This window comes from Phenylobacterium sp. (assembly GCF_016793225.1).
Taxonomy (GTDB): Bacteria; Pseudomonadota; Alphaproteobacteria; order Caulobacterales; family Caulobacteraceae; genus Phenylobacterium.
Map to the genome: position 1 here is coordinate 44,034 of NZ_JAEUMN010000162.1, position 26,140 is coordinate 70,173.

Genomic DNA, 26,140 nt, shown 5'->3' on the forward strand with positions numbered 1-26,140 from the left:
TCGGAGCTAACCATCCGCGTGCGTCGGGACCTGGTGGCCGCCACCACGTGCGTCGTGTTGGCGATGAGCGGCGGCGACCCCGCCCAGGCCGCAGGCGCGCGGGTCCAGTTCAAGGTCGCGCCCAAGTCCTACTCCGAAGCGCTGCTGGACATGGCCCAGCAGGCGAACGTCACCCTGATCGGCGCGGGCGCCTGCATCGGACAGTCGCCGGGCGTGTCCGGGGTGCTGACGATCGAACAGGCGCTCGATCAGCTCCTGGCGGGGGCGCCCTGCACGGCGCGGCTGGTGGCCGCCGGCACTGTGGAGGTGGCGCCGATCCTGCGGCCCGAGGCCCCGCGCCCCTCACCGCCCGTGACCGTCTCGGAACTGCTCGTGACCGCGACGAAGCGGGTGCGCGACCCCCGGCAGATCGCCGTGGCGGTGACGGCGATCCCGCGCGGGCAGCTGCTGTCCACCGGCGCCACCGACGCCGGCGAAGCGGCCGGACAGCTCGCGGGCGTCCTCGCCACCAACCTCGGCCCGGGCCGCAACAAGCTGCTGCTGCGCGGGCTCTCGGACGGGGCCTACACGGGTCGCGCCCGCTCGATCGTGGCGACGTTCCTCGACGACATACCGGTCAACTACAACGCCCCCGATCCCGACCTGCGGCTGACGGATGTCGAGCGCGTGGAGGTCGCAAGGGGCCCCCAGGGCGCGCTCTACGGCGCCGGGTCGCTCTCGGGCCTCTACCGGATCGTCGCGCGCAAGCCCGACCTCGAAGCCTTCCACGCCGAGCTGCGCGGGACCGCGGCGATCACCGAGAGCGGGGATCCGAGCTACGCCGTCGAGGGCTACGCCAACTACCCGCTGACGCTGTTCGGCCAGACCATCGGCCTGCGCCTCGCCGCCTACCAGGAGGAACAGGGCGGCTACCTCGAGAACGTGCGGCTGATGCGCAGCAACGTCGACCGCACCGTGCGGCGGGGCGCGCGGCTCATCATGCTCTACGAGCCGACGGACGACCTGACGTTCACCGTCACGTTGGCGGGCCAGCACCTGCGTTCGGACGACACCCACTACACGACGCCCGGCATGAAGCTGACGCGGGACACGCGTTCGCCCGAGCCGCACGTCAACGACATCGAGCTCGCCACCGCCACGGTGCGGCGCTCGTGGGGGTGGGGCGAACTGACCTCGGCGACGGGCGTGGTCCGTCACCGCTACGGCAGCCTGTTCGACTCGACGGCCAGCAAGGACCTCTACACACGCTTCGCCGAGACCGCGGCCTATGCCGAGCGCACGCGCACCACCATGCTGGTGGAGGATCTGGTGCTCACCTCGCGCGGCGCCGGCCGCCTCGAGTGGCTCGCGGGCGTCTACGGCTCGTACACGCGCGTGCATACGCCCACCGAGTTCCTGGCGCAGCTCTCGTTCTCGCCGGTGCTGATCCCGGTCTACGGCGACGACCGGCGCGATCGGATCCGCGAGCTGGCCGCCTATGGCGAGGTTTCCTACGAGGTGCTGCCCGGCTGGACCGTTGCGGTCGGCGCGCGCGCCTTCCAGATCGAGACCCGGACCCGCTCGTCGGTGGTGTCCGAACGCTTCCAGCCCCGCAGTTTTGACCGCGAGGTCAAGTTCAGCGGCGTCTCGCCCAAGCTCTCGCTCCAGAAGACCTTCGGCGGGGGAAACCTGGCCTATGTGGTGATGTCCGAAGGCTACCGGTCCGGCGGCATAAACTCGGGCGGCGCCGTGCCTCTGCTGCCCGAACGCGAGGTCTTCGGCCCGGACCGGCTCACCAACTTCGAGGCCGGCCTGAAGCTCGAGGCGTTCCGCCGGCGTCTGGGCGTGAACACGGCCCTCTTCTACGACCTTTGGGACGACATCCAGACGGACCAGTTCCGGGACTCGGGAATTCCCTTCACCACCAATGCGGGCGACGCCCAGGTCATCGGCGTCGAGACCGAGGTCACCTGGCGCACCGACTTCGGTCTCACGGCGCAGCTGAACGCCCGGATCAGCCGCACCCGGACGGGCCGGCCGAACCCCGCCTTCATCCGCACGCCCCTCGCCGACGGCCTGCCGGGGGCGCCCCCCATCTCCGCTGGGGCCGTGCTCAGCTACGACACCGCGATCGGCGACGACTGGACGCTGCGGCTGATCGGCCAGGCCAGCTACGTCGGCCGCTCCCGGGTCAGCTTCGAGGCGGCGCAGCCGCGCACCCGCGAGTACGGCCGCGCGAAGCTGTCTGCGGAACTGACCAACGGCGCCTGGGGCGCGCAGCTCTTCGTGATCAATCCGCTGAACGACTACAGCGACACCTTCGCCTTCGGGAACCCGTTCACACAGAACCAGGCCAAGATCCGTCAGGTGACGCCGCAGCGGCCGCGGACCATCGGCATCACCGTGTCGCGCGGGCTGTAGAAAAATTCTATCGGCGACCTGGGGGTTCCACCGTGCGGCGCCGTCTCCACCGCGACCTTCGATTTATGGAGAGCGTAGGTCGAACAGCAGGCGCGTGTGACGAAGCGCCTCAGTCCGTGTGGCGTGTGATCCCGAGCCCAAGATCGCGCCACGCCTTGGCTCGGCGCGGTTTCGGCCCCTGATGGCGGCCGGGACCGCGCCTCCCCGCTCGCGCCTCGCGAGAACAGATTTGGCCGATCGAAGCTCTGGTGCTACCTTCTGCACGTTGACCGCGGTCGGCTCGGGCCGCGATCCACACGCGTCGGCTCTCCAGTCGCTGACACGAGACCACCGCCCCGGTCCGAGGACGTCACACCTCGGCCGGGGCTCCTCGTTTCTGGGCCCCCCTTTCCGAGACCCCTTTCCTTGACGCTCGAGACCCGCCGGCGCGCCGCTACGGCGGCGGCCAGGCGCGCGCCAGGAAGGCGGCGATGCGGGCGACCGCCTCGTCCGCCTCGGGCAGGGCGCCGCCGAACATCTGCCAGACGTGGATCATGTCGGGCCAGACCTCGAGCTCGACCGAGACGCCCGCGGCCTCGGCGCGCTGCGCCAGGGTGACGGCGTCGTCGAGCAGGACCTCGTCCGACCCGGCCTGGACGAGGAGCCGCGGCAGGCCCGAAAGGTCGGCGGCCAGGGGCGAGGCCAGCGGGGCGGCCGGATCCTGGCCCTGGAGGTACTGGTCGGCCATCTCCAGCAGGATACGGCGCGTGAGCAGCGGATCGGCGCCGGCCCGGGTCTCGTACGAGCCGCCGGTGCAGGCGAGGTCGACCCACGGGCTCAGCGCGACCGCGGCGGCCGGCGCGGGCAGGCCGGCGTCCCGGATGGCGATCAGCGCCGCGATGGCCAGCCCGCCGCCGGCCGACTCCCCGCCGATGGCGATGCGCGCGGGCTCCGCTCCGTCCGCCAGCAGCGCGCGATACGCCGCCACCGCGTCCTCCACGGCGGCCGGGAACGGGTGGTCGGGCGCGAGGCGGTAGTCCAGGCTCACCACACGGGCGGCGGTGGCGAGGGCGAGCGCGGTGGTCAGGCCGCGGCTGCCGGCCGGGTCGCCCATCACGTAGCCGCCGCCGTGCAGGTGCAGGAAGACGTTCGGACCGCCGCCCGGCTCCCGTTCGAGGGTCTCGACCGGCCGTCCGGCCAGCGCGCCGGCGGCGACCCGTAGCCCCGGCGGCGGCGGCGGCTGCCCGGCGGCGAAGACCGCCGCCTGCGCGCGGCGGTGTGCGATGGAGGCGTCGGGGCCGCCCAGCAGCGACAGGAGCATCGCGCGCACGCCATCGATGGGGCGCTCGGGGCGCGCGCTCATCCGTTCGGCCCTGCGCCCAGCCGGAAGCCCTCGTACCCGCGCTGCGCCACCTCCAGGCAGCGCTCGCGGTAGGCCGCGAACCCGCCCACGTACACGCCGAAGCGGCGCGGCTTTCCGGGGATGTTGGCGCCGAAGTACCAGGACCCGTCCGCCTTCGGGTACAGCGTATGGGCGACCGCGGCGTCGGATTCGGCCACCCAGGCCGCCTCGGCGGTCTCGGTGGCCTCGACGGTGGCGACGCCGCGCGTGCGCATGTGCTCCAGGCAGTCGGCGATCCAGTCCACATGCTGCTCGACGGCCGTCGGCATGTTCGCCAGGACCGACGGGCTGAGGGGGCCCGTGACGGTGAACAGGTTGGGGAAGCCCGCGATGCCGAGGCCGAGGTAGCTCTTCGGCCCTTCGGCCCATCGGTCGGCCAGCCGGACGCCGCCGCGGCCCCTCACGTCGATGGCGAGCAGGGCCCCGGTGATGGCGTCGAAGCCCGTGGCGACGACCAGGTCGTCCAGGTCGTACGCCGCGTCCGCCGTGCGCAGGACGTGGCCCGCAACCTCGCGGATCGGCGCGCTGCGCACGTCGACCAGCGTCACGTTGGGACGGTTGAAGGTCTCGTAGTAGTCGTCGTCCAGCGGCGGGCGTTTCACGCCGATCGGATGGTCGTTGGGGATCAGCCGCTGCGCGGTCGCCGGGTCGCGCACCGTGCGCAGGATGTGGGCGCGCACGAAGTCCTGCGCCGTGCGGTTGGCGCGCTCGTCGCTGAAGAGGTCGGTGAAGGCGCTGAAGAACCGCATGCCGCCCTGGTCCCAGAAGGCCTGGTAGGCCGCTTCCCGCGCCGCGTCGCTGACCTCCAGCGCCGACTGCTCCGGCGGGTCGAACGGCACCGCCCCGCCCGAGGCCAGGCAGCGGGCGCGGATCTCGGCGTAGTTGGCCTTCACCCAGGCGTCGAAGTCCGGGTCGGTCGGGCGGTTCCAGGCCGGCAGCACCCAGTTGGCCGTGCGCTGGAACACCGTCAGATGCTCGGCCTGCTCGGCGATGCGCGGGATCGCCTGCACCGCAGAGGCGCCGGTGCCGATCACGCCGACGCGGCGGCCTCGGAAGTCGACGGGGTCATGCGGCCACTGGGCGGTGTGGAACAGCCGCCCCTGGAAGTCGCGAAGGCCCGGGATGTCCGGCCAGTTCACCTGCGACAGGCAGCCCATCGCCGTCACCAGGGACCGCGTGGTCGTCTCGAACCCGTCCGTCGTGCGCAGCCGCCAACCGCCCAGGGACTCGTCGAAATGCGCCGCCGCCACCCTGGCGCCGAAGCGATAGCGCCGGCGCAGATCGAAGCGGTCGGCGACGTGCTTCAGGTAGCTGAGGATCTCGGGCTGCTCGGAGTAGCGCAGGCTCCAGTTCCAGTCCTGCTGCAGGCCGTCGTCGAAGGCGTAGCTGTAGTAGTAGCTCTCGCAGTCGCACCGCGCGCCCGGATAGCGGTTCCAGTACCAGACGCCCCCGACGTCGTCGGCCTGTTCCAGGCCCAGGACGTCGAGGCCCTGCTCGCCGAAGCGATGGACGGCGTAGAGCCCCCCGAAGCCCGCGCCGATGACGACCACGTCGTACTGCGGTTCCGCGCCCATGGGCCCTCGCTCGTTCGATAGCATAACGGACGTTACGCAGACGCTATCGGCTTCTTCGGGCCTGTGTAAAGGTGCGGGCCGACACGAGGGGGTCGGAGCGGGAGGATGTCCGTGGGGCGGATGGCAGGCAAGGTGGCGCTGGTGACCGGCGCGGCGGGCGGCATCGGCCGGGCCTGCGCGCTGCTCCTGGCCCGCGAGGGCGCCCGGGTCTTCGCCGGGGATGTGGACATGGAGGGGCTCGCGGGCACCGCCGCGCTGGCCCGGGACGGCGACGCCGTCGAGACCGTGCGGCTGGACGTCACCTCCGAGGACGATTGGGCCGAGGTCGTGGGCCGGATCAGCGCCGCCGCGGGGGCGCTGCACGTGCTGGTCAACAACGCGGGCCTCTGCATCAGCGCCCAGCTGCTCGAGACGACGAACGATGTCTGGCGCCGGCAGATGTCGGTGAACCTGGACGGGGTGTTCTTCGGCACGCGGGCGGCCATGCCGCTCCTGGCGCGGGCCGGCGGCGCGGCGGTCGTCAACGTCTCGTCCGTGGCCGGCCTGGACGGCCTGCCGGGGCTCTCGGCCTACTGCGCCACCAAGGGGGGCGTGCGGCTGTTCACCAAGGCCGTGGCGCTCGAATGCGCGCAGGCGCGCAACGGCGTGCGGGTGAACTCGGTCCACCCCGGGGCCATCGAGACGCCGATCTGGGTGAAGATGCAGAACGACGGTCGGCTGGACCCCGGCTCGAATTCGGCCGAGGCGCTGATGGACGCCACACGCCAGGCGGCCGCGGAGGCCACGCCGCTCGGCTTCGCCGGTCTGCCCGAGGACATCGCCGAGGGCGTGCTCTACCTGTGCTCGGACGCCGCCCGTTTCGTCACGGGCGCCGAACTGGTGATCGACGGCGGCGTACACGCGGGCTGACGGCGCGGCGACCGTATTCGGCGCGGCGGCGCTGTGCTAACGCGCCAGTCGCGCAGGTTGCGCGAAGCGTGAGGACGTCATGGCCCGGCAGGCTGACCACGAGCAGAGGAGGCGCCAGTTCGCCGCGGCGGCCCTGGCGGTGATCTCGCGCGACGGCCTGGAAGGCCTGACCATGCGCAACGTGGCCAAGGAGGCCGGCTTCACGACCGGCGCGCTGACCCACTACTTCCAGTCCAAGGACGAGGTGCTGATCGCGGTGTCCGAACACGGCGCCGAGATCGTGCGGCCGATGATGGACGAGGCGGCCACCGGCGTGTCAGCGCGCGAAGCGCTTCGCGACCTGCTGCACACGATCCTGCCCGCCTCGGCCGCCATGAAGGCCCAGTGGCGGTTCTGGGTCGCGTTCTGGGAGCGCGGCGCCCACAGCCCCCAGGTGCAGCGCGTGATGCGCGAGCGGTACTTCGAGTACATGAACCGCGTGGCCAGCGTGATCCGCCGGGCCCAGGAGCAGGGCGAGGCGCCCCGCGACCTGGACGTCGACCAGGTGGCGCGGGAGATCGTGGCGACGATCGACGGGCTTGCGGTCCAGGTGCTGCTCGGCGCGGCGAAGTTCACCGGCGCGGCCCAGCGCCAGTTCGTGGACACGATGCTCGACGCGCGGCTCGGCGCCGTCGCGGCCTCGCCGCCGAAGGCGTCCCGCGCCGCCGGCTGAGCGACGCCTGACGACCGGTCGGTCGGACGCGCCTCCGGCTTCATGCCATTGCAGAACAAGCGTTATACGATCGCTTGCCCATTTTGCAGAACGAGCGTTATGCTCGGCTCCAGAAGACGAGCGCCGGGGCGATCGCGCAGAGCGTGAGGCCGCCGCGCCACATGGGGAGTGTGCGGTCATGTCCGACGCGGAATGGGCGCTGTCGCGCCTCTATCACACCGTCATCAACTGCCGCGATCTGGACGAGTCCGTCGCGTTCTACCGAAAGCTCGGCTTCGAGGTCCTCAACGACCGCCGCAACGTCGACTGGCCCGACTTCGTGGCCGGGATCTTCGGCCTGTCGAAGGCGAAGGGGCGGGGCGTCCTGATGGTCCTGCCCTCGGACCCGGACGGTCCCATGATGGACCTCATCGAATGGATGGAGCCCAAGGCCGCCTTCCCGGATCCTGCGGCGCGCAAGACCCAGGTGCCGCGGATCATCGCCTTCAGGACCCAGAACGTGCATGCCGCCTACGAGGCGCTCAGCAAGTCGGGCGTGGTGTTCACCCAGGCCCCGCACGTGCCGGACGCGGCGCTCGGGATCGTGGGCACGGCCTGCTGCTACGATCCGAACGGCAACATCATCGAGATGATCGAACTCCAGCCGGGCGTCCGGCACTCACGAGCCAACGAGGCGCTGGGCAACAAGGCGTCGAACTGAACTTCGGCCCGCGCGGGGCCGCAGATGACCAACGATAAATCGGGGAGGGATCGGCAGATGGCCAGGATGTTCGGGCGCCAGGCGCGCCTTCTGGGCAGCGTGGCGGCGCTTGCGCTCGCGGGTGGAGCGGCGCAGGCCGCGGACCAGGCGGAAACCGCGATCAGCGAAGTGGTGGTCACGGCGCAGTTCCGCGAGGAGAACGTCCAGAAGGTCCCGATCCCGATCACCGCCGTAGGCGGCGAGGACCTCGAGAAGCAGGGGGTCGTCGGCTTCAAGGAACTGGGCATGCGGGTGCCGTCGCTGCGCTTCGGCGCGGGCGTCACGGGCGGTGAGAACGTGATCACCATGCGGGGCCTGGGCAGCCAGAACACCACCCCCGGCGGCGACTCGCCCGTCGCGTACAACATCGACGGCGTCTACGTGCAGCGCACCACCTCGATCGATCCCGAATTCTACGACATCGCCCGGGTCGAGGTGCTGCGGGGGCCCCAGGGCACCCTCTACGGCCGCAACTCGGTGGGCGGCTCGATCAATGTGATCACCAACAAGCCCACCGGCCAGTTCGGCGCCGGCTTCGACGCCATGGTCGGGAACTACGACGCACGCACCTTCCGCGGCTTCTTGAACGTGCCGCTGGTGACCGAGGGCGACATGCAGATCGCCGCGCGCCTGACGGCGGTGTCGGCCGAGCACGATCCCTACACCAAGAACCTCTCGGCCAAGCCGACCGCCACGAACGAGCTGGACCGGCTCGACTACCAGATGATCCGGGCCCAGATCGCCATCGACTTCACCCCGCAGGCGCGCCTCCTTCTCGCGGCGCATCGCACGTGGGGCGAAGGCGTGGCCGCCACCGCGACGGCCTGGTGGCAGACGCCGGCGCGCTACACGCGGCCGCCGCTCGGGATTCCCGCCGGATCGGCGTGCGACTTCAGCACCGCGGCCAGGTTCGATCCCCGCCGGGTCTGCCACGACTACCCCGACGTCGGCAGCAACGACACCGAGCTCTACTCCGGCACGTTCGACGTCGAGCTTCCGTTTGCGAACCTGACGACCGTGACGGCCTACGGGACCAGCCACGTCGACCAGATCAGCGACGGCGACGGCTCGGACCTCCCGATCTCGGTCGGCGAGGCGTGGCGCCTGGATGCGAAGCAGTTCTCCCAGGAGGTCCGCTTCGCGTCCAACCAGGAAAGCGCCCTGACCTGGGTGGTCGGCGGCATCTACTTCTACGGCAAGAACTTCCAGGACTTCGTCTACCGCGACCTGGGCTTCAACGACTTCGGCCCGACCGCGCCCTTCAACCGCTTCAACTTTCTGAGCGAGGGCACGAGCAAGACGCGCTCCTGGGCCGCGTTCGGGCAGTTCGACTATGACTTCGGCAAGAACGGCGGGCCGCCGGTGATCCTGACCGCGGGTCTGCGCTACACCCACGACAAGAAGTCCGGCTTCAACCAGCTCGACTACCAGCTGCCGATCGCCTGCGGCGGCAGCTGCGGGGTCTTCTCGGGCCCCTTCAGCAAGACGTGGAACCGCATCACCGGCAAGGTCGGCCTGAGCTACCAGGCCAGCGAGGACACCATGTTCTTCGTCTCGGTGGCGCGCGGCTATCTGGCCGGCGGCAACATCACCGGCCTGGGCAACATCTACGATCCGGAGACGCTGACGTCGTTCGACGCGGGCGTGAAGTCCCGCTTCCTCGACGACCGGGTGCAGCTGAACATCGCCGCCTACCATCAGCGCATCAAGAATCTGCAGGTGTTCATCCAGAGCGCCACGCAGTCGGGCATCAACAACGTCGACGGCGCCACCAACGTGAACGGCGTCGAGGCCGAGCTCACGGCCGTGCCCGTGGACAACCTGCGGCTCAACGCGACCGTCACGCTGACCGACGCGGAGTACGGCCGCTACATCACCCGCGCCGCCCGCTTCGGCGGACCGGGGCCGGGGTGCGATGCGGTGACCCTGCTCTGCAACTTCAAGGGCAACAACCTCAACCAGACGCCGGACTACACGGTGAACCTGGGCGCGGAGTACCGGTTCGAGACGGAGATGGGCGCGATCACGCCGCGGATCGACGTCTATTTCTCGGGTCGGGTGGACTTCCTGGCGGACAACTTCATCACCTCGCGCCAGAAGGCCTACCACACCACCAATGCGCGGGTGACCTGGGAAAGCCCCGACAACCGCTACCGGGTCGAGGCGTTCGTCGCCAACATCGAGGACGACGACATCATCTCGAACGACGGCCTGCAGTCGATCTCGCTGGGCCAGCAGGCCCTGCAGCCCGACAACTTCGTCTACTATCCGCCCCGGACCTACGGGATCCGGATCGGCGCGAGCTTCTAGGAGAGGGGGTCGGGCCCCTCGGGTCCGGCCCCGCGACGCCCATGTCGATGGAGTGGCCCGTACGCGCCGACTGGCTGGCCCAGGTGCGAGAAGCGCCCCTGGAGCCCGGGCTGCCGATCATCGACGCGCATCATCATCTCTGGAAGCTGCCGCACGACACCTATCTGCTCGACGAGTTCCTGGACGACGCAGACCCGCAGCGCGGCGGTCACAACGTGGTCGCCAGCGTCTTCGCCGAGTGCGCGGCCATGTACCGGCCGGACGGCCCTGCGCATCTTCGGTCGATCGGAGAGGTCGAGTTCGCCAACGGGGTGGGCGCGCAGGCCGCCAGCGGCGCCTTCGGCCCGGTCCTGGCCTGCGCCGCGATGTTCGGCTCGGCCGACCTCATGCTGGGCGAGCGCGTGGGCGAGGTGCTGGACATCCATCTGGCGCGGGCGCCCGAGCGCTACCGCGGGATCCGGCCTATCGTGTGCGCCGATCCCCATGGCGTGCTGGATCCGTGGCCCAGTTCGCCCTCGGACATGATGGAGAGCGCCGCGTTCCGGGCGGGCGCGCGGGAGCTGCAGCGGCGCAACCTCTCGCTCGACATCTGGGTGTTTCACCACCAGCTGGACCAGGTGGCCGGCCTCGCGGCCGCCCTGCCGGGGCTGACCGTGATCCTGGATCACATCGGCACCCCGCTCGGCATGGGCTGGTACGCCGGGCGGCGCGAGGAGGTGTGGGCGCGATGGCGCGCGGGGATGGCCGCCGTGGCGGCCTGTCCGAACGTCCTGCTGAAGCTGGGCGGCCTGAACATGCACTTCAACGGCTTCGACTGGCACACGCGGCCGAAGCCGCCGTCCTCCGACGAGCTCGCCGCCGCCAACGGGCCCTACTATGCGGCCGCCATCGAGCTTTTCGGGCCGGACCGCTGCATGTTCGAGAGCAACTTCCCGATGGACAAGCGGGCGTGCAGCTACGGGGTCCTGTGGAACGCGCACAAGAAGATGGCCGCCGGCTTCAGCGCCGACGAGAAGCGCCTGATGTTCCACGATGTCGCGGCGCGCGCCTACCGGATCGAAGGTCTCCCGGAGCCGGCGACATGACCTGACCACGCGGCATCACCTGACCGCGCCGGCGCGATTGACTCGGCTCGGAATGCCCGATTACGTAACGGTCGTTATATAATGAACGGAAGGACGCCCAGAGTGAAGTTCGACATCTTCTGTGAGATCCAGCGGGCCTTCCCCTGGGAGGGCGGGCAGAACGAGGCCAGCCTGTTCCAGGAGATCCTGGAGCAGGCGCGCGCGGCGGACGCGGCGGGCTTCACCACCTGGTGGCAGGTCGAGCACCACGGCGCCCCCGAGTTCAGCTACTCGGCTGCTCCCGAGGTCGTCCTGACGGCGATCGCCATGTCGACGCGGCGGCTGCGGGTCGGGCACGCGGGCGTCCTTGCCCCCTTCGCCATCAACTCGCCGCTGCGCGTCGCCGAGCGCGGCGCCACGCTGGACGTGCTGTCGGGCGGACGCTTCGACATGGGCCTCGCCAAGTCGGGCGGGAAGGAGTGGGAGACGTTCGGCGTCGATCCGGAAAAGGCGCGCGACCAGACGCGCGACGCCATGCACATCCTGCCCCGCATCTGGACCGAGCCCGAGTTCTCGTGGGACGGGCCGGACTACAAGGTCCCGCCGCGCGAGATCGTGCCGAAGCCGGTGCAGTCGCCGCACCCGCCGCTGTGGCAGACCTGCGGGTCGCCGGAGAGCTTCTACATGGCCGGCGAAATGGGCGTCGGCGCGCTGGGCACCACGCTGCTGAGCCCCGTGAAGTTCCTGGGCGAGATGCTGCGCGAGCACGACCGCGGGCTGGCGGCGTGCAAGACCCCGGCCGGGAAGTTCGTCAACGGCGAGAAGGGCTGCTTCACCTTCGTCCACATCGCCGAGACGCGGGCGCAGGCCATCGCCAACGGCGCCGCCTGGTCGGCCCTCTGGTACGTCAACGCCGCGCCGCGGGTGTTCAAGGTGCCGCGCCGGGTCTGGTACGACGTGATCAAGGCGGGTCTCCACCCGAACTCCGCGCGCGACACCGCCGCCCTCGCCAAGCTCGATCCGAACGAGACGGTGATCCACGACGACGACCCGCCGGTGGTGGTGCTGCTCAAGCGGATGGCCCAGGGCGAGGACATCAGCCACGAGGAGGCGCACGAGGTGCTGGAGCCCCTCGACTGCGTGGTCATCGGCGATCCCGACCACTGCGCCGAGAAGCTGAAGGGCTACGAGGCCATCGGGGCGGACCGGATGATGTGCATGATGCAGTACGGCTCGATCCCGCACGCGGCGGTGCTGAAGAGCATCGAGCTGGCCGGCCGCCTGCTGTTGCCCGCCTTCGCCCGCGCAGCCTGAGGCGCGGGCCCGCCGTCAGTTGGCGCCTTCGAGCAGGCGGCGGGCGATGACCTGCGCCTGGATCTCGCCGGCGCCCTCGAAGATGTTCAGGATCCGGGCGTCGGCCAGCACGCGGCTCACCTGGCTCTCGAGCGCGAAGCCGTTGCCGCCGTGGATCTGCACGGCGTTGTCGGCCGCCGCCCAGGCGACCCGCGCGGCGACCAGCTTGGCCATGCCGGCCTCGAGGTCGCAGCGCCGGCCGGCGTCCTTCGACCGCGCCGCGAACCACGTCAGCTGGCGCGCGCCCAGGAGCTCGGCGGCCATCATCGCCAGCTTGTTGGCCACGCGGGGGAATTCGGCGATCGGCTGGCCGAACTGCTTGCGCGTCAGGGCGTAGTCGAGGGCCAGGTCGAGGGCGTTCTGGCCGACCCCGATGGCGCGCGCCGCGGTCTGGATCCGGGCGCTCTCGAAGGTCGCCATGAGCTGGGCGAAGCCCTGGCCCTCCTGGCCGCCCAGGAGGTTCTCGTGCGGCACCTCGAAACCGTCGAAGCCGATCTCGTACTCCTTCATCCCGCGGTAGCCGATGACCCCGATCTCGCCGCCGCTCATCCCGGGGGCCGGGAACGGGTTGCCGGGTTCGCCCCGCGGCTTCTCGGCGAGCAGCATCGACAGGCCGCGGTGGTCCTTCTTGCTCGCGTCGGTGCGCACGAGGAGCGTCATCAGGTCGGCGCGCGCGGCGTGGGTGATCCAGGTCTTGGCGCCGTAGATCCGCCAGCCCTTGTCCCACCGCAGGCCGCGGGTCTTGAGGCTGCCCAGGTCGGACCCCGTGTCCGGCTCGGTGAAGACCGCCGTGGGGATGATGGCGCCCGAGACGACCCCCGGCAGGAAGCGCGCCTTCTGCTCCTCGGTCCCGTGCGCCAGGAGCAGTTCGGTGGCGATCTCCGACCGGGTCGCCAGCGAGCCGGCGCCGATCCAGCCCCGGGAGAGGGATTCGGTGACGACGCACATGGCCACCTTGTCGAGCCCGGAACCGCCCCAGGCCTCGGGCGCGGTCAGGCCGAACACCCCGAGGTCGCCCAGTTCCTGCAGCAGCTCCAGCGGGATCAGCTCGTCCTTCAGGTGCCACTGGTGGGCGAAGGGCGCGATCTTCTCCTGGGCGAAGGCGTGGAACTGGTCGCGCACCAAGAGCAGCGTCTCGTCCAGGCCGCCGTCCTCCAGGGCGGGACGCCCCCGCGCCTCGGCCAGAAGCTGTACGATGCGGCTCTTGGCGGCCTGCGAAACGCCGGGCCGAAGCCGCCCCAGGATATGTGTCAGGCGCTCGGCGGGGGCGAACACGTCCGCGGGGCGAAAGGTCTCGCCCTGGCTCATCGGGATGCCGCCCACGAGCTGGCTCAGATACTCGTGCGCGAGAAGCTGCGCGGGCAGCGCCTCGGCCTCGGTCATCCGCGGGCCCAGGTCGCGCGCCCAGGCCGCCACCTGCCGCAGGGTCTCGGCGTAGGACGCCGCCCACGCCAGCCCGTGCGCCACGTGCTGTTCGGCGTCCAGCAGCTGCCGGTCCAGGCGGTCGTCCCTGCGGACGCGGCTCGAGACGGCGGCGCCCACGGCGGACACCAGCGCGGCCGCCTCGTCGGAAGCCTGTTCCAGAAGTTCGGGAAGATTCGGCAGCGCTGGGCTCATGAGTCCAATATGACAGGCTTGCGGTGCATCGGGCGAGGCGGCCCTGCTGTACCCGGTTCGTCAAGCTCTACAAGGGAGACGCCGCATGCTGATCGTCCATCACCTCAACGACAGCCGCTCGCAACGCATCCTCTGGCTCCTGGAGGAACTGGGCGTTCCGTACGAGATCAAGCGCTACGAGCGCGACGCCACGACCCGGCTGGCGCCGGCGGCGCTGACGGCGGTCCACCCGCTGGGCAAGAGCCCCGTGATCAGCGACGGCGACAGGGTCGTCCACGAGTCCGGCGCCATCATCGACTACATCATCCGCCGCCACGGCGGGGGCCGCCTGGCGCCGCCCGTCGGCAGCGACGCCTACGAGACCTACAACCAGTGGCTCCACTACGCCGAAGGCTCGGCGATGCTGCCGCTGATGCTCAGCATGTACGTCGCGCGCCTCGGCGAGGCCGGCGCGCCCTTGCATCCACGCATCGAAAGCGAGCTGGACAACCACCTGGGCTATGTCGAGCAGAGCCTCGCCGGCCGCGAGTGGCTGCTGGACCAGGGGCTGACCGGCGCCGACATCAACATGTCGTTCGTGGGCGAAGTGGCCGGCGTGTTCGGCCGCTTCCCCAAGTACCCCGCCATCCAGGCCTGGGTGGAGCGCTTCCAGGCGCGCCCGGCCTACAAGGCGGCGCTGGAGAAGGGCGGGGCCTACAGCTTCGCGCGGTGACTACTCGAACGGCGGGAACTCGTCCTCGAGCAACCCGTCCAGGAAGTCGAGCACCGTCGCCTTGAACGCGGCGTGCGGGATCGCCGAGAAGTGGTCGCAGCCCGGCAGGGTGACGGCCTTGCCATAGGGGAACACCCGCGCCAGCGCCTCCGGGTCGCCGGCCAGGTCGTCGCCGACGCCGGCGACGACCAGCACCGGCATGTCCAGGCGGCCCAGGGTCTCGCGCGTCAGGGGCGGGCTCTGGGCCTGGGAGAAGGCGGCCAGCGCCTGGCGGTCCTCGCCCTGCTCGTCGGCGAACTGGCGGAAGCTGCGCAGGAACTCGGTCTTGATCGTGGACGGGTCCTCGGCGGTCATGGCGGAGACGATCGTCTCGCCGTTCTCGGGCGCCCGCGGCGGATCGAACAGCTTCCCGCCCACGCCGCCCAGCATCAGGTTGTTCACGCGGTCGGGATGGTCCAGGGCCATCTGCATCGCCGTGCGCGTCCCCATCGAGTAGCCCAGCACCTCGGGCTGGCGGACGCCCAGGTGATCCAGCAGGGCGATGGCGTCGCGGGCCAAGGTCTCGCGGCCGTAGGCGGCCGGATCGTGGCTCTTCTCGCTTTCGCCGTGGCCGCGCTGGTCCATCGCGATCACGCGGAATCCGCGTCGGCCCAGCGCCGCGTACCAGCCGGTCCGCTTCCAGCCCTCGTTCCGGTTCGAGGCGAAGCCGTGCAGCAGCAGGATCGTGCGCTCGGCCGGGCCGGGCGGGGCGATGTCGTCGTAGGCGATCTGGACGCCGTTCAGGGTCGCGGTGGGCATGGCGCGAACCGTACGGTCAGGGCGGCTCCCCCGTCCACTCCCAGTGCCACGGTTCGAAGGGGTAGTTCACGAAGCCGAAGCGCCGCGCATTGGCCACCAGCCAGCGGTAGGTCGGCGTGCGGCTCATGTGCAGCCGGTTTGCATCGGCGCTGGAGTCGGGGCCGAAGCCGGGCGCCTGGCCCACGTACATGTCCGCGGCGAGGCCGGTGCGGTGGGCCGAACAGCGGGCGCGCACGATGCCGTCGCAGTTGCCCTCGGCCTGGCAGCGGGCGGCGTCGGCCGCCGGGCTCCGGTAGCCGGAGAAGATCTTCAGGCTGTTCGGATCCTCGGCGATCGCGGGAACCTCGGCCTTGGCCGCCGCCACCATCTCGCGATAGGCCGCCAGCGCGCCGGGGCGCAGCCAGACCTGCTTGCCGCCGTAGCCTTCCTCGGGCCGTGCGGCGGTGATCCGGTCGGGCGTGTCCGGGCAGCCGCCGAACGAGGTGAAGCGCACGAACTCGCGCCGGGTCTGGACCGTCCCCTTCATGGCCACGAAGGTCGGCTCGCTCAGGACCCCGTCCGCGGCGGCCTGGGCGTTGTCCTCCTGCCAGGCCGCGAGCGCCGCGGCGAAGCCCTCGGAGTTCGCCGGGCAGGTCGTCCGGATCTCCTGCTGGATGAGCGGGACGTAGATTTCCCAGCCCGTCTCCGCGCGGCCGAACGGCGCCCAGGCCAGCGTCGTGAGCGAATTCGCGTTCGCCTGGGCGGCGTTGCGCCAGCCCGGGTGGCGGCAGTCCGCGCTGACCGGCCCGGCGACGTCCGCGGCGCCGAGGGGCGCTTGCCGTCCGGGGGGATGCGCGGGCGCGCACGAGGTGACGCGCAGGACGAGGAGCCCCAGCAGCAGCAGGGCCGCCGCCGAGGCGCCCAGGAACCGCATGACGTCTCGAACCTTCATCCACATCTCGCCGCCAGGAAGTCGCGGCGTAACGCGGAGGTCCAGCATGAAGTTCGCCACTGTCCTGCTCGCCGGCCTGTCAACGACCGCCCTCGGCGCGTGCGACCTGCGCATCACGCCGAAGCCCGAGACGGAGACGGCGGCCGCGGCCGCCCCCGCCGCCCCCGCGCCGGCTCCCGTCACTGAGGCGCCGCCCCCGCCGGCGCAGAGGTCCGCCTCACCCCTGGCGACGGCCATCGACGAGGCGGTGTTCAGCGCCCAGCTTTCGGATCCGAAGGGCAGGCGCGACCTGCTGGTCCGGGCCCAGGTGCTGCTCGACCGCGCCCATTTCTCGCCCGGCGTCATCGACGGGCGCGACGGCGAGAACATGCGCAATGCGATCGCCGCCTACGAACGGGCGAACGACCTTCCCGAGGACGGCGTGCTCGATGTCCAGGTCTGGGATCGGCTGACCGCCGATGCAGGCCCCGTGCTCACCGACTATGTGATCACGGACGCCGACGTGAAGGGGCCCTTCACCCCGCGCATCCCCGAGGACTACGCCGAGATGGCTAAGCTCGAGCGCCTGGCCTACTCGGGGCCTCTGGAGGCGCTGGCCGAGCGGTTCCACATGGACGCGGCGCTGCTCCAGGCGCTGAACCCCGACGTCGACTTCCGCCGGGCGGATTCGACGATCGTGGTGGCCTACCCGGCGCGCGAGGCGCTGCCGGGCCGGGTGGCGACGATCGAGGTGGACAAGGCGCGCAAGCAGCTTCGCGCCTTCGACTCGGCCGGCAAGCTGCTCGCCGCCTACCCGGCGACGGTCGGCTCGAGCGAGCTCCCGACCCCGTCAGGCGAGCTGGTGGTGACCACCGTCGCGCCGGCGCCCACCTGGACCTACGACCCGACAAAGCTGAGCTTCGGGGACCGCAAGGCCGGCAAGCAGACCATCGCGGCGGGCCCCAACAACCCGGTCGGCGCGGTCTGGATCGACCTGTCGAAGGATACCTACGGTATCCACGGAGCGCCCGATCCGCGCCTGGTCGGCAAGGTGGCGAGCCACGGCTGCGTTCGCCTGACCAACTGGGATGCGGTGCAGCTCTCCAAGGCGGTGACGCGGGGCACGCGCGTGGTCTTCACCGGGGAGGCGGCGCCGGCGAGCGCCTAGCTGCGCCAGCGCAGGAGGGCGGGCTCCACCGGGTTGACGAAGGGCCGGCCCTCGCGCCGGCTGGCGGACCACTCGCGCTTCAGGGCCTGGTACCACTTGGCCTGCCGGTCGGCGTCGTCCACCCAGAGCAGGCTGGGATCCTGGCGCAGGCCGCGGTTCTGCAGGCGCACCATGTCGGCGTCCTGTCGCAGGAAGGTGCGGGCCATCGCGCCGATGACCGGCTTCAGGAGCGTGAAGGCCGGGTGATCCGACCAGACGATCTGCGTCACCTCGGTGCGCGTTTCGTCCAGTGGCGTGAGGCAGGTCAGCGACAGCACCTGGCGGCGGCCCACGACCACATGCTCCCAGCGCAGGCCCGGCAGCCGGAACGTGATCTCCGTCAGCGGCTGGCCGCCCAGGATGGCGTAGGCCCGGCTGTTGCGGCTGGGCTCATGACGGACCATGGCGAACCCCTGCTCGCGCGGCTCGAAGCGCTTCTGCTTGTCGTGCTCGCTGCCGGCCGTGCGCCACCACCACTGGCGGTGCACATAGGGACCGTGCGCCGGGTCCATCAGCCCCACCACCGCCTGGTCGATGTGGGCCTCGAAGACCATGCGGTCCACCAGCTTCGGCTGACCTCCGACGACGCCGGGGAACGTCGGCGGCGGCCCGTCGGGCTCGGAGCCGGGCGTGGCGCCCACCCAGAGGAAGACCAGCCCCTGACTCTCCGCGACGGGGTAGCGTCGCACGCGGATTCGGCCCACGTCCATCGCCTGGTCGGCGGTGAGGGACGGGATCGCGGTGCAGGCGCCGTCCGCTCCGAAGCGCCAGCCGTGGTAGGGGCAGGCCACCGTCTCCGCGCCCGAAGCGTCGCGGTGGAAGCGGCCGGCCGACAGCGGGGCGGCGCGGTGCGGGCACACGTCGTGCAGCGCGAACAGGCGGCCGCCGGGGCTGCGGCCCAGGACCACCGGCTCGCCGAGCAGCTCCCGGTGGACCAGCCTGCCCGGTCGCAGCTCGCTCGAAACGGCGGCCAGGTACCAGACGTCCGTCAGGTATCCCCGCCCGAAACGGCCGTCCGCTCGGGCCGCGCGGGTCTCGCCGTCAGCCATGGTCGGGTGCGCTCATGCTGAGTCCCAAGTACCCGCCGCGCGCGGGCTGCGTCCACCGTAACACCTGCGGACGAGCTTTCTTTCCGCCGGGGAGGGCGCCTCAGACTGCCGGCGTTGCGGCGGAAAGGGAGAAGACCGATGGCGCGCAAGACGATCGGCGACGCGTTCGGCGGCAAGGTCACGACCCTCGAGGAACAGCGCGCCATCTGGGCCGAGGCGCTGCACGAGGACGCCATCTGGGAGAGCCCGGTCTTCGAGCGCCCGATCCAGGTGATCGGCCGCCAGGCGACCGGCCGCTTCTTCGAGCTCCTGCTCAGCGTGGTTCCGCAGTTCTCGACCACCCTGGTCGCGGCCTATCCGACCCGCGATCCCGACACGACGATCATCGAGAGCCACGGCGGCGGGCCCACCGTCGATGGCGGGCGCTACACCCAGCGCTACTTCTCGCTGATCACCCAGAAGGACGGCCTAGCCTTCCGGATGCGCGAGTACTGCAACCCGTTCCAGACCTACAAGGCCTACGGCAAGGCCCGGTGGGAGGCCGCGGTCGACGAGATCATGCGCGGCAATGCGCCGTGGCCGGCCTCGCAGGCGCCCGATCCGATCAGCCTGCCGCCGACCGTCTGAGGAAGCACGCGGCGTAGGGAGACAGGCCCACGGACTCGCCGCGCAGGTCGGCCTCGCCCGCGCGAAGGGGCAGCAGGTCGACCTCGCTCAGCGTCGGATGGGCGAACACCTGCGGCGCGCCCGAGAAGTTGAAGACGCAGAGCACGTCGCCGCTCTCATGGCGCCTGACGAAGGCCACGAGCGGCTCCGCGACGCCCAGGAACTCGATGTCGCCGACGCCGAGGGCCGGCGTGGCCTTCCGGAGCGCGATCATCTCCCGGGCGAAGCTGAGGACCGAATCGGGGTCGGCGGCCTGCGCCTCGACCGAGAGCTCCCGGTGCTCGGCGGCGAGCGGCAGCCACGGCTCGCCGGTGGTGAACCCCATCTGTTCGCCGGTGGTCCACGGCATGGGCGTGCGGCACCCATCACGGCCGCCGTCGTACGGCCAGTAGAGGTCGCCCACCGGATCGCGCAGCTGGTCGCGGGTCAGCGACGCCTGCGGCAGGCCCAGCTCCTCGCCCTGGTAGATCAGGGTCGTGCCCTTGAGCGCCACGAGCAGGGCGAACAGCATCTTCGCCAGCTCGGGCGAGGCGTCCCGGCCGCCGAAGCGGCTGACCGTGCGCGGCACGTCGTGGTTCGAGAAGCTGATGGTGGGCCAGTGGTCCGGGAACCGCGACAGCGTCTCGTAGTGGCGCGTGACGAAGCCCGACTCCAGCTTGCGCGCCAGCAGCATCACGAAGGTGTAGCCCGAGTGCAGCCCATCGGTCGGGGTGCAGTACGCGCCGCAGCGCTCCTCCTCCTCGGAGAACTCGCCGAAGACGAAGCGGTCGCCGCCGTTGCGCCCGTCGTGCGCCTCCACCCGCCGGCGGATGACGTCGAGCATCGCCACGTTCTCCTCGAGGTTGGAGTCGTAGAGATGCCGCTGCAGGTTGCCCGCGTGGCTCCAGTGCAGGCCGCGCCGCTCGTCCATCGGCACGGCCGGGTTGGGCGTGAGGTCGGCGTCGTGCAGGTAGGTGCCGGCGACGTCGAGACGGAAGCCGTCGACGCCCTTCGAGAGCCAGAAGTCCAGCACCGAGAGCGCGGCCTCCCGGGCGGCGTCGTCCCGCCAGTTCAGCTTGGGCTGCTGGCGCAGGAACTTGTGGTGGTAGTGCTGCCGCCGCGCCGGCTGGTAGGCCCAGGCCGGACCGCCGAACACGCTGAGCCAGTTGTTGGGCGCGGTCCCGTCCGGCTGCGGGTCGGCCCAGACGTACCAGTTCGCCTTCGGGCCCTCGCGGCCCCCGGTGAGGCTTTCCACGAACCAGGGGTGGACGTCGGAGGTGTGGGACAGGACCTCGTCCAGCACCACCTTCAGCCCCCGCGCATGCGCCTCGTCCAGCAGCGCCTGGAAATCCTCGTGCGTGCCGTAGTCGGCCTGGATCCCCTCGAAGTCGGCGATGTCGTAGCCCCAGTCGCGGTTGGGCGACGGGTGGATGGGCGAGAGCCAGACGCCGTCCACGCCCAGGCCCTGGATGTAGTCCAGCTTCGACATCAGCCCCGGCAGATCGCCGTGCCCGTCCCCATCGGAGTCGCAGAAGCTGCGGACGTAGACGTGATAGAGGATCGCGCCCTTCCACCACGGATCGGTTGCGGCGCTCATGGGTGCTTCCCCTCTGGGGCGCTCCTTGCGAAGCGGGAGAGGGGGCTGGCCCGCCGGTCCCTCCGCCCCGGCTGGAACCCCCTCCGTCCTGCGCCGGCGGCGCGATCCGCCTCCCCCGCGGGGGAGGACCTGGTCAGACCTCGGACGCGTCGGTGATGATCTTGCCGACCAGACCGTAGTCGACCGCCTGCTCGGCGCTCATCCAGAAGTTCCGCTGGGTGTCCTTGACCACGCGCTCGTAGGTCTGGCCGGTCTCGCGGGCGATCATCCGGTTGACGCGTTCCTGCATCTTGATGATCTCCTCGGCCTCGATCTGGATGTCCGAGGCCTGGCCGCGCACGCCGCCGGCGGGCTGGTGCAGCAGGAAGCGGGTGTTCGGCAGGCAGAGGCGGTTTTCCTTGGTGGCGCCCAGGAAGATGTGCGCGCCGGCCGAGGCCACCCAGCCGGTGCCGATCACCTTCACCTGCGCCCCGCAGAAGCGGATCATGTCGTGGATCGTGTCGCCGCTCTCCACGTGGCCGCCCGGCGAATTGATGAACACGCGGATCGGCTTGTCGCTCTCGGCGGCGAGGGCGGTGATCTGGGCGGTGACGCGCTCGGCCAGGCGCATGTCGATCTCGCCGAAGATCAGCACGGTGCGCGACTTGAAGAGCGCGTTCTGCACCGGCCCGGACGTCATCGGCATGTCGGGCAGGCGGCCCTTGTCCTCGTCGTCGCCGTCTTCGTCGAGGTAGGAGATCCACTTCAGCATCGGTCGCGCGTCCTTCGCCGCCACTGCGGCTCTTGTCTGGTCCCCTGGAGTTATTGGTCCGCGGCGGTTCCGGCAAGTGCGCAGGTCGTCCGGCCGCCGCGGGCTATCCCGCGCTGGTCACGATCAGCCGCGCGTAGAACTGGATCATCTTCTCCAGGTTGCTGAGCGTCAGGTGCTCGTTGGTGCCGTGGATCATCTGAACGTCGGCCATCGAGAACTCCACCGGCTGGAAGCGGTACACGTCCTTGGCGACCGGCGTCAGGAACCGGCTGTCGGTGCCCGCGGTCACCAGGCTGGGCGCCACCGGGGCCTCGGCCACCGCGCCGGCGGTGGCGGCGATCATCTTCCAGCCCCAGGACCGGGTGGACGAGACCGGCGAGGGCTCGTTCGGCGGCGAGGCCCACTCCAGCCTGACCGGAAGATCGCCCACGGCGCTCCGGGCCCGCGCCATGACCGTGGCCGAGGTGTCGCCGGGCGCGATGCGGTAGTTGATCCACGCGGTGGCGTCCTGCGGCAGAACGTTCTCCTTGGGACTGCCCTTCAGCATCGTGGGCGCGATGGTGGTGTGCAGCAGCGCCGCCCCGGCGGGCGTGGCGGCCGCCTGGTCGACCAGCAGCCGCCCGAACAGCCATTCGTTCGCCACCGCCATGCGCACCGGGAACGACGCCTGGGGCGCCACGGTGCGGATCATCGCCGCGCCCGGCCCGCGGAACTCCAGGGGGAACGGATTGCCGTTGATGGCGGTCACCGCGCGGGCCAGGGTCGCCACGCCCCCGCCGTCCGCAGGCGGGGCCGACGAGTGACCCCCCGGCGCGGGCGCCGTCACCTTCAAGGTGCCGTAGCCCTTCTCGGCCGTGCCGACGACCGCCAGCTTGCCGCCGGTCAGCGGATTGTCGAGGAGCACCGCGAGGCCTTCGTCCAGCACGAACTCGGCCGTGACGCCCCGGGCCTTCAGGTAGTCGGCCGCAGCCCGGGCGCCCTGCCCGATCACCTCCTCGTCGCCGCCGAAGACCAGGATCACGGTGCGCTTCGGCCGGAACCCCTGGCGGGCCAGGGTCTCCACCGCCTCGAGGATCCCGATCAGGGATCCCTTGTCGTCGACCGCGCCGCGCCCCCAGACCGCGCCGTCCGCCACCGCGCCGCCGAACGGCGGGTGCTTCCAGTCGCCCTCGGTCCCCGGCGTGACCGGCACCACGTCCTGGTGCGCCATCAGGATGATCGGCGGGAGCGCCGGATCGCTGCCCGCCCAGGTGTAGAGCAGCGTCCGGCTGGCCAGCTCGACGCGGCTCATTGCGCCGTGCGCGACCGGATAGGCGGTGCGCAGGAACCCGTGGAGCCGGGTCCACTCGGCGTCCACGTCCTCGGCGCGGTCCTGATGGCGCACGGTGGGGATCTGGATGGCGAGGCTCAGGTGCTCCGCCGCCCGGGCCACGTCGATGGCGACCGGCGCCGCGACCTGCACGCCCGAGACGTCGGCCGCGTCCGAGGGTTTCAGGGCCAGGGTCCGTGCGACGACCACGACGACCAGCACCAGGGCCGCGGCCAGGACGCCCAGGGCGATCCGCCCGAGAACACGCATCATCGAGAGTCCTCCCGACCCCGACCGAGCTTTGACGCCGGCGCCATTGAACCGCAAGCCGGCTGGGCCATTCCGCCGGGGTGATCCGCCTCAAGCCCGCGTCGCCGGAAGCCCTGGCCCTCGCCGGGTTGCTCGGCGGTCACCTGGATGTCGCCATCGTCGCGATCCTCCTCGGCGTCGCCGTGGCGCGCTGGGCTCCGCCCGAGGATCTCCCCTGGACGCCGCTGGAGCTCGCGGCCCCCGTCGGCCTCGCCACGGTCGGCAAGTTCGAGCGCGCGGCGGGCGACCCCGCGCAATGCCGCGCCATCCTGCGCGAGGGCGGCGTCGCGTTCGCCGAGCACCCTGACCGAGTCTCCGGCAGTTGCTCGACGCGCAATGCGCTGCGGCCGGCCGGGCCCGTGCCGCTGGCCCCGGCGGCGCCGGTGATGACCTGCCCGCAGGCGCTCGCCTACGCGTTCTGGGCGCGCCACACGGTGCAGCCCGCGGCCGAGGCCGAGCTCGGCGTCCGCATCGCGCGGATCGAGCACTACGGGACCTACGCCTGCCGCAACGTCTACGGCCGCGCGACCGGGGCCAGGAGCCAGCATGCCTACGCCAACGCGCTCGATGTCGCCGCCTTTAGGACCGAGGGCGGAAAGCGCGTCAGCGTGCTGAACGACTTCGCGGACCCCGGCCCCGAGGGCCGGTTCCTCCGGCGGGCGCGCGACGGCGCCTGCCGCTGGTTCCGCGCCGTGCTGAGCCCCGACTACAACGCCGCGCACCGCGACCACCTTCACCTGGACCGCGGGCGGTTCGACGCGTGCCGCTGAACTACCTGGGCCGGAAGGCGAGCAGCACGTTCCCGGGCGCCTGGCCGAACATGCCGTAGCCGGACCCCACGAGCACCAGCCCGTTGACGCCCACGATCGAGGCCGCGTCGATCGAGCCGCCCTTGCCGGGCACGCCGTTGAGGGTCGGGAAGTCGCGCAGGGTGTCGTAGGACCACAGCGCCTTGCCCGTGCGCGTGTCGATGGCGAAGAGACGCCCGTCGAGGCTGCCCTGGATCGCCACGCCGTCGATGACCGTCGGCGCGCCGGAGAAGCCGTACAGGCGCTCGCACCGCGGCGCCTTCTTGCCCCGCTCACCGGCGCAGTCGGGGCCGACCGAGTACTGCCACCTGATCGCGCCCGTATTGGCGTCGACGCCGTAGAGCCCCGGGGTCAGCTTCGCGTCGATCGGCGGGCCGCCGGGAAGCTGGCGGCCGACCGCGGCCACCGGCACGATCACGGTGTCGTCCAGGAAGGCGATGCCCCAGTGGATGCCGCCGTTCGGCGCGCCCGTGCCGATGTCGGTCCGCCACACGACCTTGCCGGTGTCCGGATCCAGGGCCCAGACCGTTCCGGACTTCTGGCCCGCCAGCACGAGTTCGCGGCCGCTGCGGAGCTTCACCGACATGAAGGAGGCGCCGAAGTCGACGTCGCGATAGACGGTCTCGGGCGCCTTCACGCAGTTGAGCCGGCCCGCGGGCGGGCTCAGGCCGCAGCCCACGTTGAAGATGTCGTCCGCCGTCGCCTGGTGGCTCCAGGCCTCGGTTCCGTCCTTCAGGCGGATGGCGATCAGGGCGTCGGTGTTGCGGTGGGCGGGCGGCGAGTTGGACTCCCCGGTCCCGAAGAAGATCAGCCCGCGCTTCTCGTCCACCACGGGCGAGTTCCAGATCGGCGCGCCGGACGGACCCAGAAGCGGCTTGCCGTCACCGCGGTCCCGCACCGGCTGCGCGTCCGGCATGGTGTCGTATCGCCACTGCTGCGCGCCGGTCTTCGGGTCCAGCGACAGCACGTAGCCGTGGTTGGTGCAGCAGGCGACGCTGTTGTTGGCCGCCACCATGATCTCGAACTGGCTGACCGGGACGATGATGCGGTCCTTCAGCACGCGCGGCGTGCCCGTGGTCATCGAGTAGGCGTACGAGCCCACGTGCTTCGTCCAGAGCGCCTTGCCGGTGCGCGCGTCGACGACATGGACCGTGGTGTCCAGGCCGGCGAACGCCAGTACCGGGACGCCGTCGGCGAGGACGCCGTAGGCGGCGCTGGTCCGCAGCGGCGCGCCCGGGGCCCGGTACACCCACTTCACGCAGGGCTTCGCCGGGTCGCTGACGTCGAAGGCGTACATGGCCGAGGACTCGGCCACGGGGAGGAACACCATGTCGCCCACCACGGCCGGCTGCGCGCGGATCATGGTCGTCTCGGGGAAGCCGATGGCCCACGCCAGGTCGAGCCGCGAGAGCGAGGCCCTGCTGAGACCGGTCTGGCGGGCCGACAGGGTCCGGGTCTGCCGCGCGTCGAAGCCGAAGGTGGTGACGGTGGGGGCGCCCTTCAGGTCCACGTTCCGGCCCGGGCAGGCCATCGCCTGGCTCCAGGTCTCGACCGAGGCCTGCGAGCGGCCGGTCAGGTAGTTGATCAGCTGGCCCCGTTCCTCTGGCGACAGCCCCTCGGCCATCGCCTTCATCTTGCCCTGGGACATGGCGAACTCGAGCGTCTGGACGCTCATGCCTTCCAGCGCGGCCTTCGCGGGGGACCGCGTGGCCTCGGGATTGTCGTGGCAGGACGCGCACTTGAGCCGGTAGAGCGCCTGGCCGGGATGCGGCATCTGGCTCGCCGTCTGCGCCGACAGCGACGACCCGGCCGCCCACACGCCGGCCGCCGCCAGCATCCCCGCGGCGATGCCCCAAAGACCCCGCATGCGCTTCCCCCGACATTCCGGGCGGCTCTGACGCGGCCGCCTCGTTTTTCGAAGATACGGCATCCCGGCCGCGCGTCCAGCCGACGCCGGCTTGACCTCACGGCGCCCGGCGTCGCAA

21 protein-coding genes are annotated in these 26,140 nt (G+C 71.2%); 11 read left to right on the forward strand and 10 right to left on the reverse strand.

The features are described 5' to 3' along the window. Positions 1-18: 18 nt before the first annotated feature. Positions 19-2,400, forward strand: coding sequence for a TonB-dependent receptor (locus JNK30_RS19370; RefSeq protein ID WP_293484799.1), 2,382 nt, complete (start codon positions 19-21; stop codon positions 2,398-2,400). Between the two features lie 433 nt (positions 2,401-2,833). Here the strand turns inward: JNK30_RS19370 and JNK30_RS19375 are convergent, their stop codons facing one another. Both JNK30_RS19375 and JNK30_RS19380 read right to left on the reverse strand, forming a co-directional pair. Continuing rightward, positions 2,834-3,742, reverse strand: a complete 909-nt coding sequence (locus tag JNK30_RS19375; protein WP_293484801.1) for an alpha/beta hydrolase — start codon at positions 3,740-3,742, stop codon at positions 2,834-2,836. Continuing rightward, positions 3,739-5,355 carry an NAD(P)/FAD-dependent oxidoreductase gene (locus JNK30_RS19380; protein WP_293484803.1) on the reverse strand — a complete coding sequence of 539 codons (1,617 nt, stop codon included), beginning with the start codon at positions 5,353-5,355 and terminating at the stop codon, positions 3,739-3,741. The genes JNK30_RS19375 and JNK30_RS19380 overlap by 4 nt, the downstream gene beginning before the upstream one ends. Before the next feature lie 105 nt (positions 5,356-5,460). Here JNK30_RS19380 and JNK30_RS19385 point away from each other — a divergent pair, with 105 nt between their 5' ends. The 6 genes from JNK30_RS19385 (at position 5,461) to JNK30_RS19410 (ending at position 12,403) form a co-directional block, all read left to right on the forward strand. Further along, complete coding sequence (locus JNK30_RS19385; RefSeq protein WP_293484805.1) at positions 5,461-6,264, forward strand: SDR family oxidoreductase; 804 nt, start codon at positions 5,461-5,463, stop codon at positions 6,262-6,264. Positions 6,265-6,343: 79 nt separating this feature from the next. After that, positions 6,344-6,976, forward strand: coding sequence for a TetR family transcriptional regulator C-terminal domain-containing protein (locus JNK30_RS19390; protein ID WP_293484807.1), 633 nt, complete (start codon positions 6,344-6,346; stop codon positions 6,974-6,976). Between the two features lie 178 nt (positions 6,977-7,154). Beyond that, positions 7,155-7,676, forward strand: a complete 522-nt coding sequence (locus JNK30_RS19395; RefSeq protein WP_293484809.1) for a VOC family protein — start codon at positions 7,155-7,157, stop codon at positions 7,674-7,676. A gap of 57 nt (positions 7,677-7,733) precedes the next feature. Beyond that, entirely contained in the window at positions 7,734-10,025 is a 2,292-nt protein-coding gene (locus tag JNK30_RS19400; RefSeq protein ID WP_293484810.1) for a TonB-dependent receptor, read from the forward strand. 47 nt (positions 10,026-10,072) lie between these two features. Continuing rightward, a complete protein-coding gene (locus tag JNK30_RS19405; protein WP_293484811.1) occupies positions 10,073-11,110 on the forward strand; it encodes an amidohydrolase in 1,038 nt (345 codons plus the stop codon). 102 nt (positions 11,111-11,212) lie between these two features. Beyond that, a complete protein-coding gene (locus tag JNK30_RS19410) occupies positions 11,213-12,403 on the forward strand; it encodes an LLM class flavin-dependent oxidoreductase (protein WP_293484812.1) in 1,191 nt (396 codons plus the stop codon). Positions 12,404-12,418: 15 nt separating this feature from the next. Here the strand turns inward: JNK30_RS19410 and JNK30_RS19415 are convergent, their stop codons facing one another. Then, on the reverse strand, positions 12,419-14,059 hold the full coding sequence (locus JNK30_RS19415) for an acyl-CoA dehydrogenase family protein (RefSeq protein ID WP_293484814.1): 1,641 nt from the start codon (positions 14,057-14,059) through the stop codon (positions 12,419-12,421). Positions 14,060-14,144: 85 nt separating this feature from the next. Between JNK30_RS19415 and JNK30_RS19420 the strand changes: the two genes are divergently transcribed. Continuing rightward, positions 14,145-14,771: a glutathione S-transferase gene (locus tag JNK30_RS19420; RefSeq protein ID WP_293484815.1), complete on the forward strand. Its 627-nt coding sequence runs from the start codon at positions 14,145-14,147 to the stop codon at positions 14,769-14,771. On the opposite strand, the gene JNK30_RS19425 is transcribed toward JNK30_RS19420, so the two are convergent. Together JNK30_RS19425 and JNK30_RS19430 are read right to left on the reverse strand one after the other, a co-directional pair. Beyond that, entirely contained in the window at positions 14,772-15,569 is a 798-nt protein-coding gene (locus JNK30_RS19425) for an alpha/beta hydrolase (protein WP_293484817.1), read from the reverse strand. A gap of 16 nt (positions 15,570-15,585) precedes the next feature. Next, positions 15,586-16,500 carry a D-alanyl-D-alanine carboxypeptidase family protein gene (locus JNK30_RS19430; protein WP_293484819.1) on the reverse strand — a complete coding sequence of 305 codons (915 nt, stop codon included), beginning with the start codon at positions 16,498-16,500 and terminating at the stop codon, positions 15,586-15,588. Positions 16,501-16,546: 46 nt separating this feature from the next. Between JNK30_RS19430 and JNK30_RS19435 the strand changes: the two genes are divergently transcribed. Beyond that, complete coding sequence (locus JNK30_RS19435) at positions 16,547-17,647, forward strand: L,D-transpeptidase (protein ID WP_293484820.1); 1,101 nt, start codon at positions 16,547-16,549, stop codon at positions 17,645-17,647. On the opposite strand, the gene JNK30_RS19440 is transcribed toward JNK30_RS19435, so the two are convergent. Further along, complete coding sequence (locus tag JNK30_RS19440) at positions 17,644-18,735, reverse strand: aromatic ring-hydroxylating dioxygenase subunit alpha (RefSeq protein WP_293484821.1); 1,092 nt, start codon at positions 18,733-18,735, stop codon at positions 17,644-17,646. The genes JNK30_RS19435 and JNK30_RS19440 overlap by 4 nt on opposite strands. Positions 18,736-18,873: 138 nt before the next feature. Between JNK30_RS19440 and JNK30_RS19445 the strand changes: the two genes are divergently transcribed. Then, the gene (locus tag JNK30_RS19445) at positions 18,874-19,362 is read left to right on the forward strand and encodes a nuclear transport factor 2 family protein (protein ID WP_293484823.1); all 489 of its coding nucleotides are present in this window, start codon (positions 18,874-18,876) and stop codon (positions 19,360-19,362) included. Here the strand turns inward: JNK30_RS19445 and JNK30_RS19450 are convergent. From JNK30_RS19450 to JNK30_RS19460, 3 genes are all read right to left on the reverse strand, one after another. After that, complete coding sequence (locus tag JNK30_RS19450) at positions 19,340-20,977, reverse strand: alpha-glucosidase (protein WP_293484824.1); 1,638 nt, start codon at positions 20,975-20,977, stop codon at positions 19,340-19,342. The two genes, JNK30_RS19445 and JNK30_RS19450, sit on opposite strands and share 23 nt — an antisense overlap. 133 nt (positions 20,978-21,110) lie before the next feature. Further along, positions 21,111-21,728 (reverse strand): ATP-dependent Clp protease proteolytic subunit, encoded by a 618-nt coding sequence (locus JNK30_RS19455; RefSeq protein WP_293484825.1) that lies wholly within the window; start codon positions 21,726-21,728, stop codon positions 21,111-21,113. A gap of 103 nt (positions 21,729-21,831) precedes the next feature. Continuing rightward, positions 21,832-23,307 (reverse strand): M20 family peptidase, encoded by a 1,476-nt coding sequence (locus JNK30_RS19460; RefSeq protein WP_293484864.1) that lies wholly within the window; start codon positions 23,305-23,307, stop codon positions 21,832-21,834. An 80-nt stretch (positions 23,308-23,387) separates the two neighbouring features. Here JNK30_RS19460 and JNK30_RS19465 point away from each other — a divergent pair, with 80 nt between their 5' ends. Continuing rightward, positions 23,388-24,116: an extensin family protein gene (locus tag JNK30_RS19465; RefSeq protein ID WP_293484827.1), complete on the forward strand. Its 729-nt coding sequence runs from the start codon at positions 23,388-23,390 to the stop codon at positions 24,114-24,116. 1 nt (position 24,117) lies between these two features. On the opposite strand, the gene JNK30_RS19470 is transcribed toward JNK30_RS19465, so the two are convergent. Further along, on the reverse strand, positions 24,118-26,022 hold the full coding sequence (locus JNK30_RS19470) for a PQQ-binding-like beta-propeller repeat protein (RefSeq protein WP_293484828.1): 1,905 nt from the start codon (positions 26,020-26,022) through the stop codon (positions 24,118-24,120). Between the last annotated feature and the right edge of the window lie 118 nt (positions 26,023-26,140).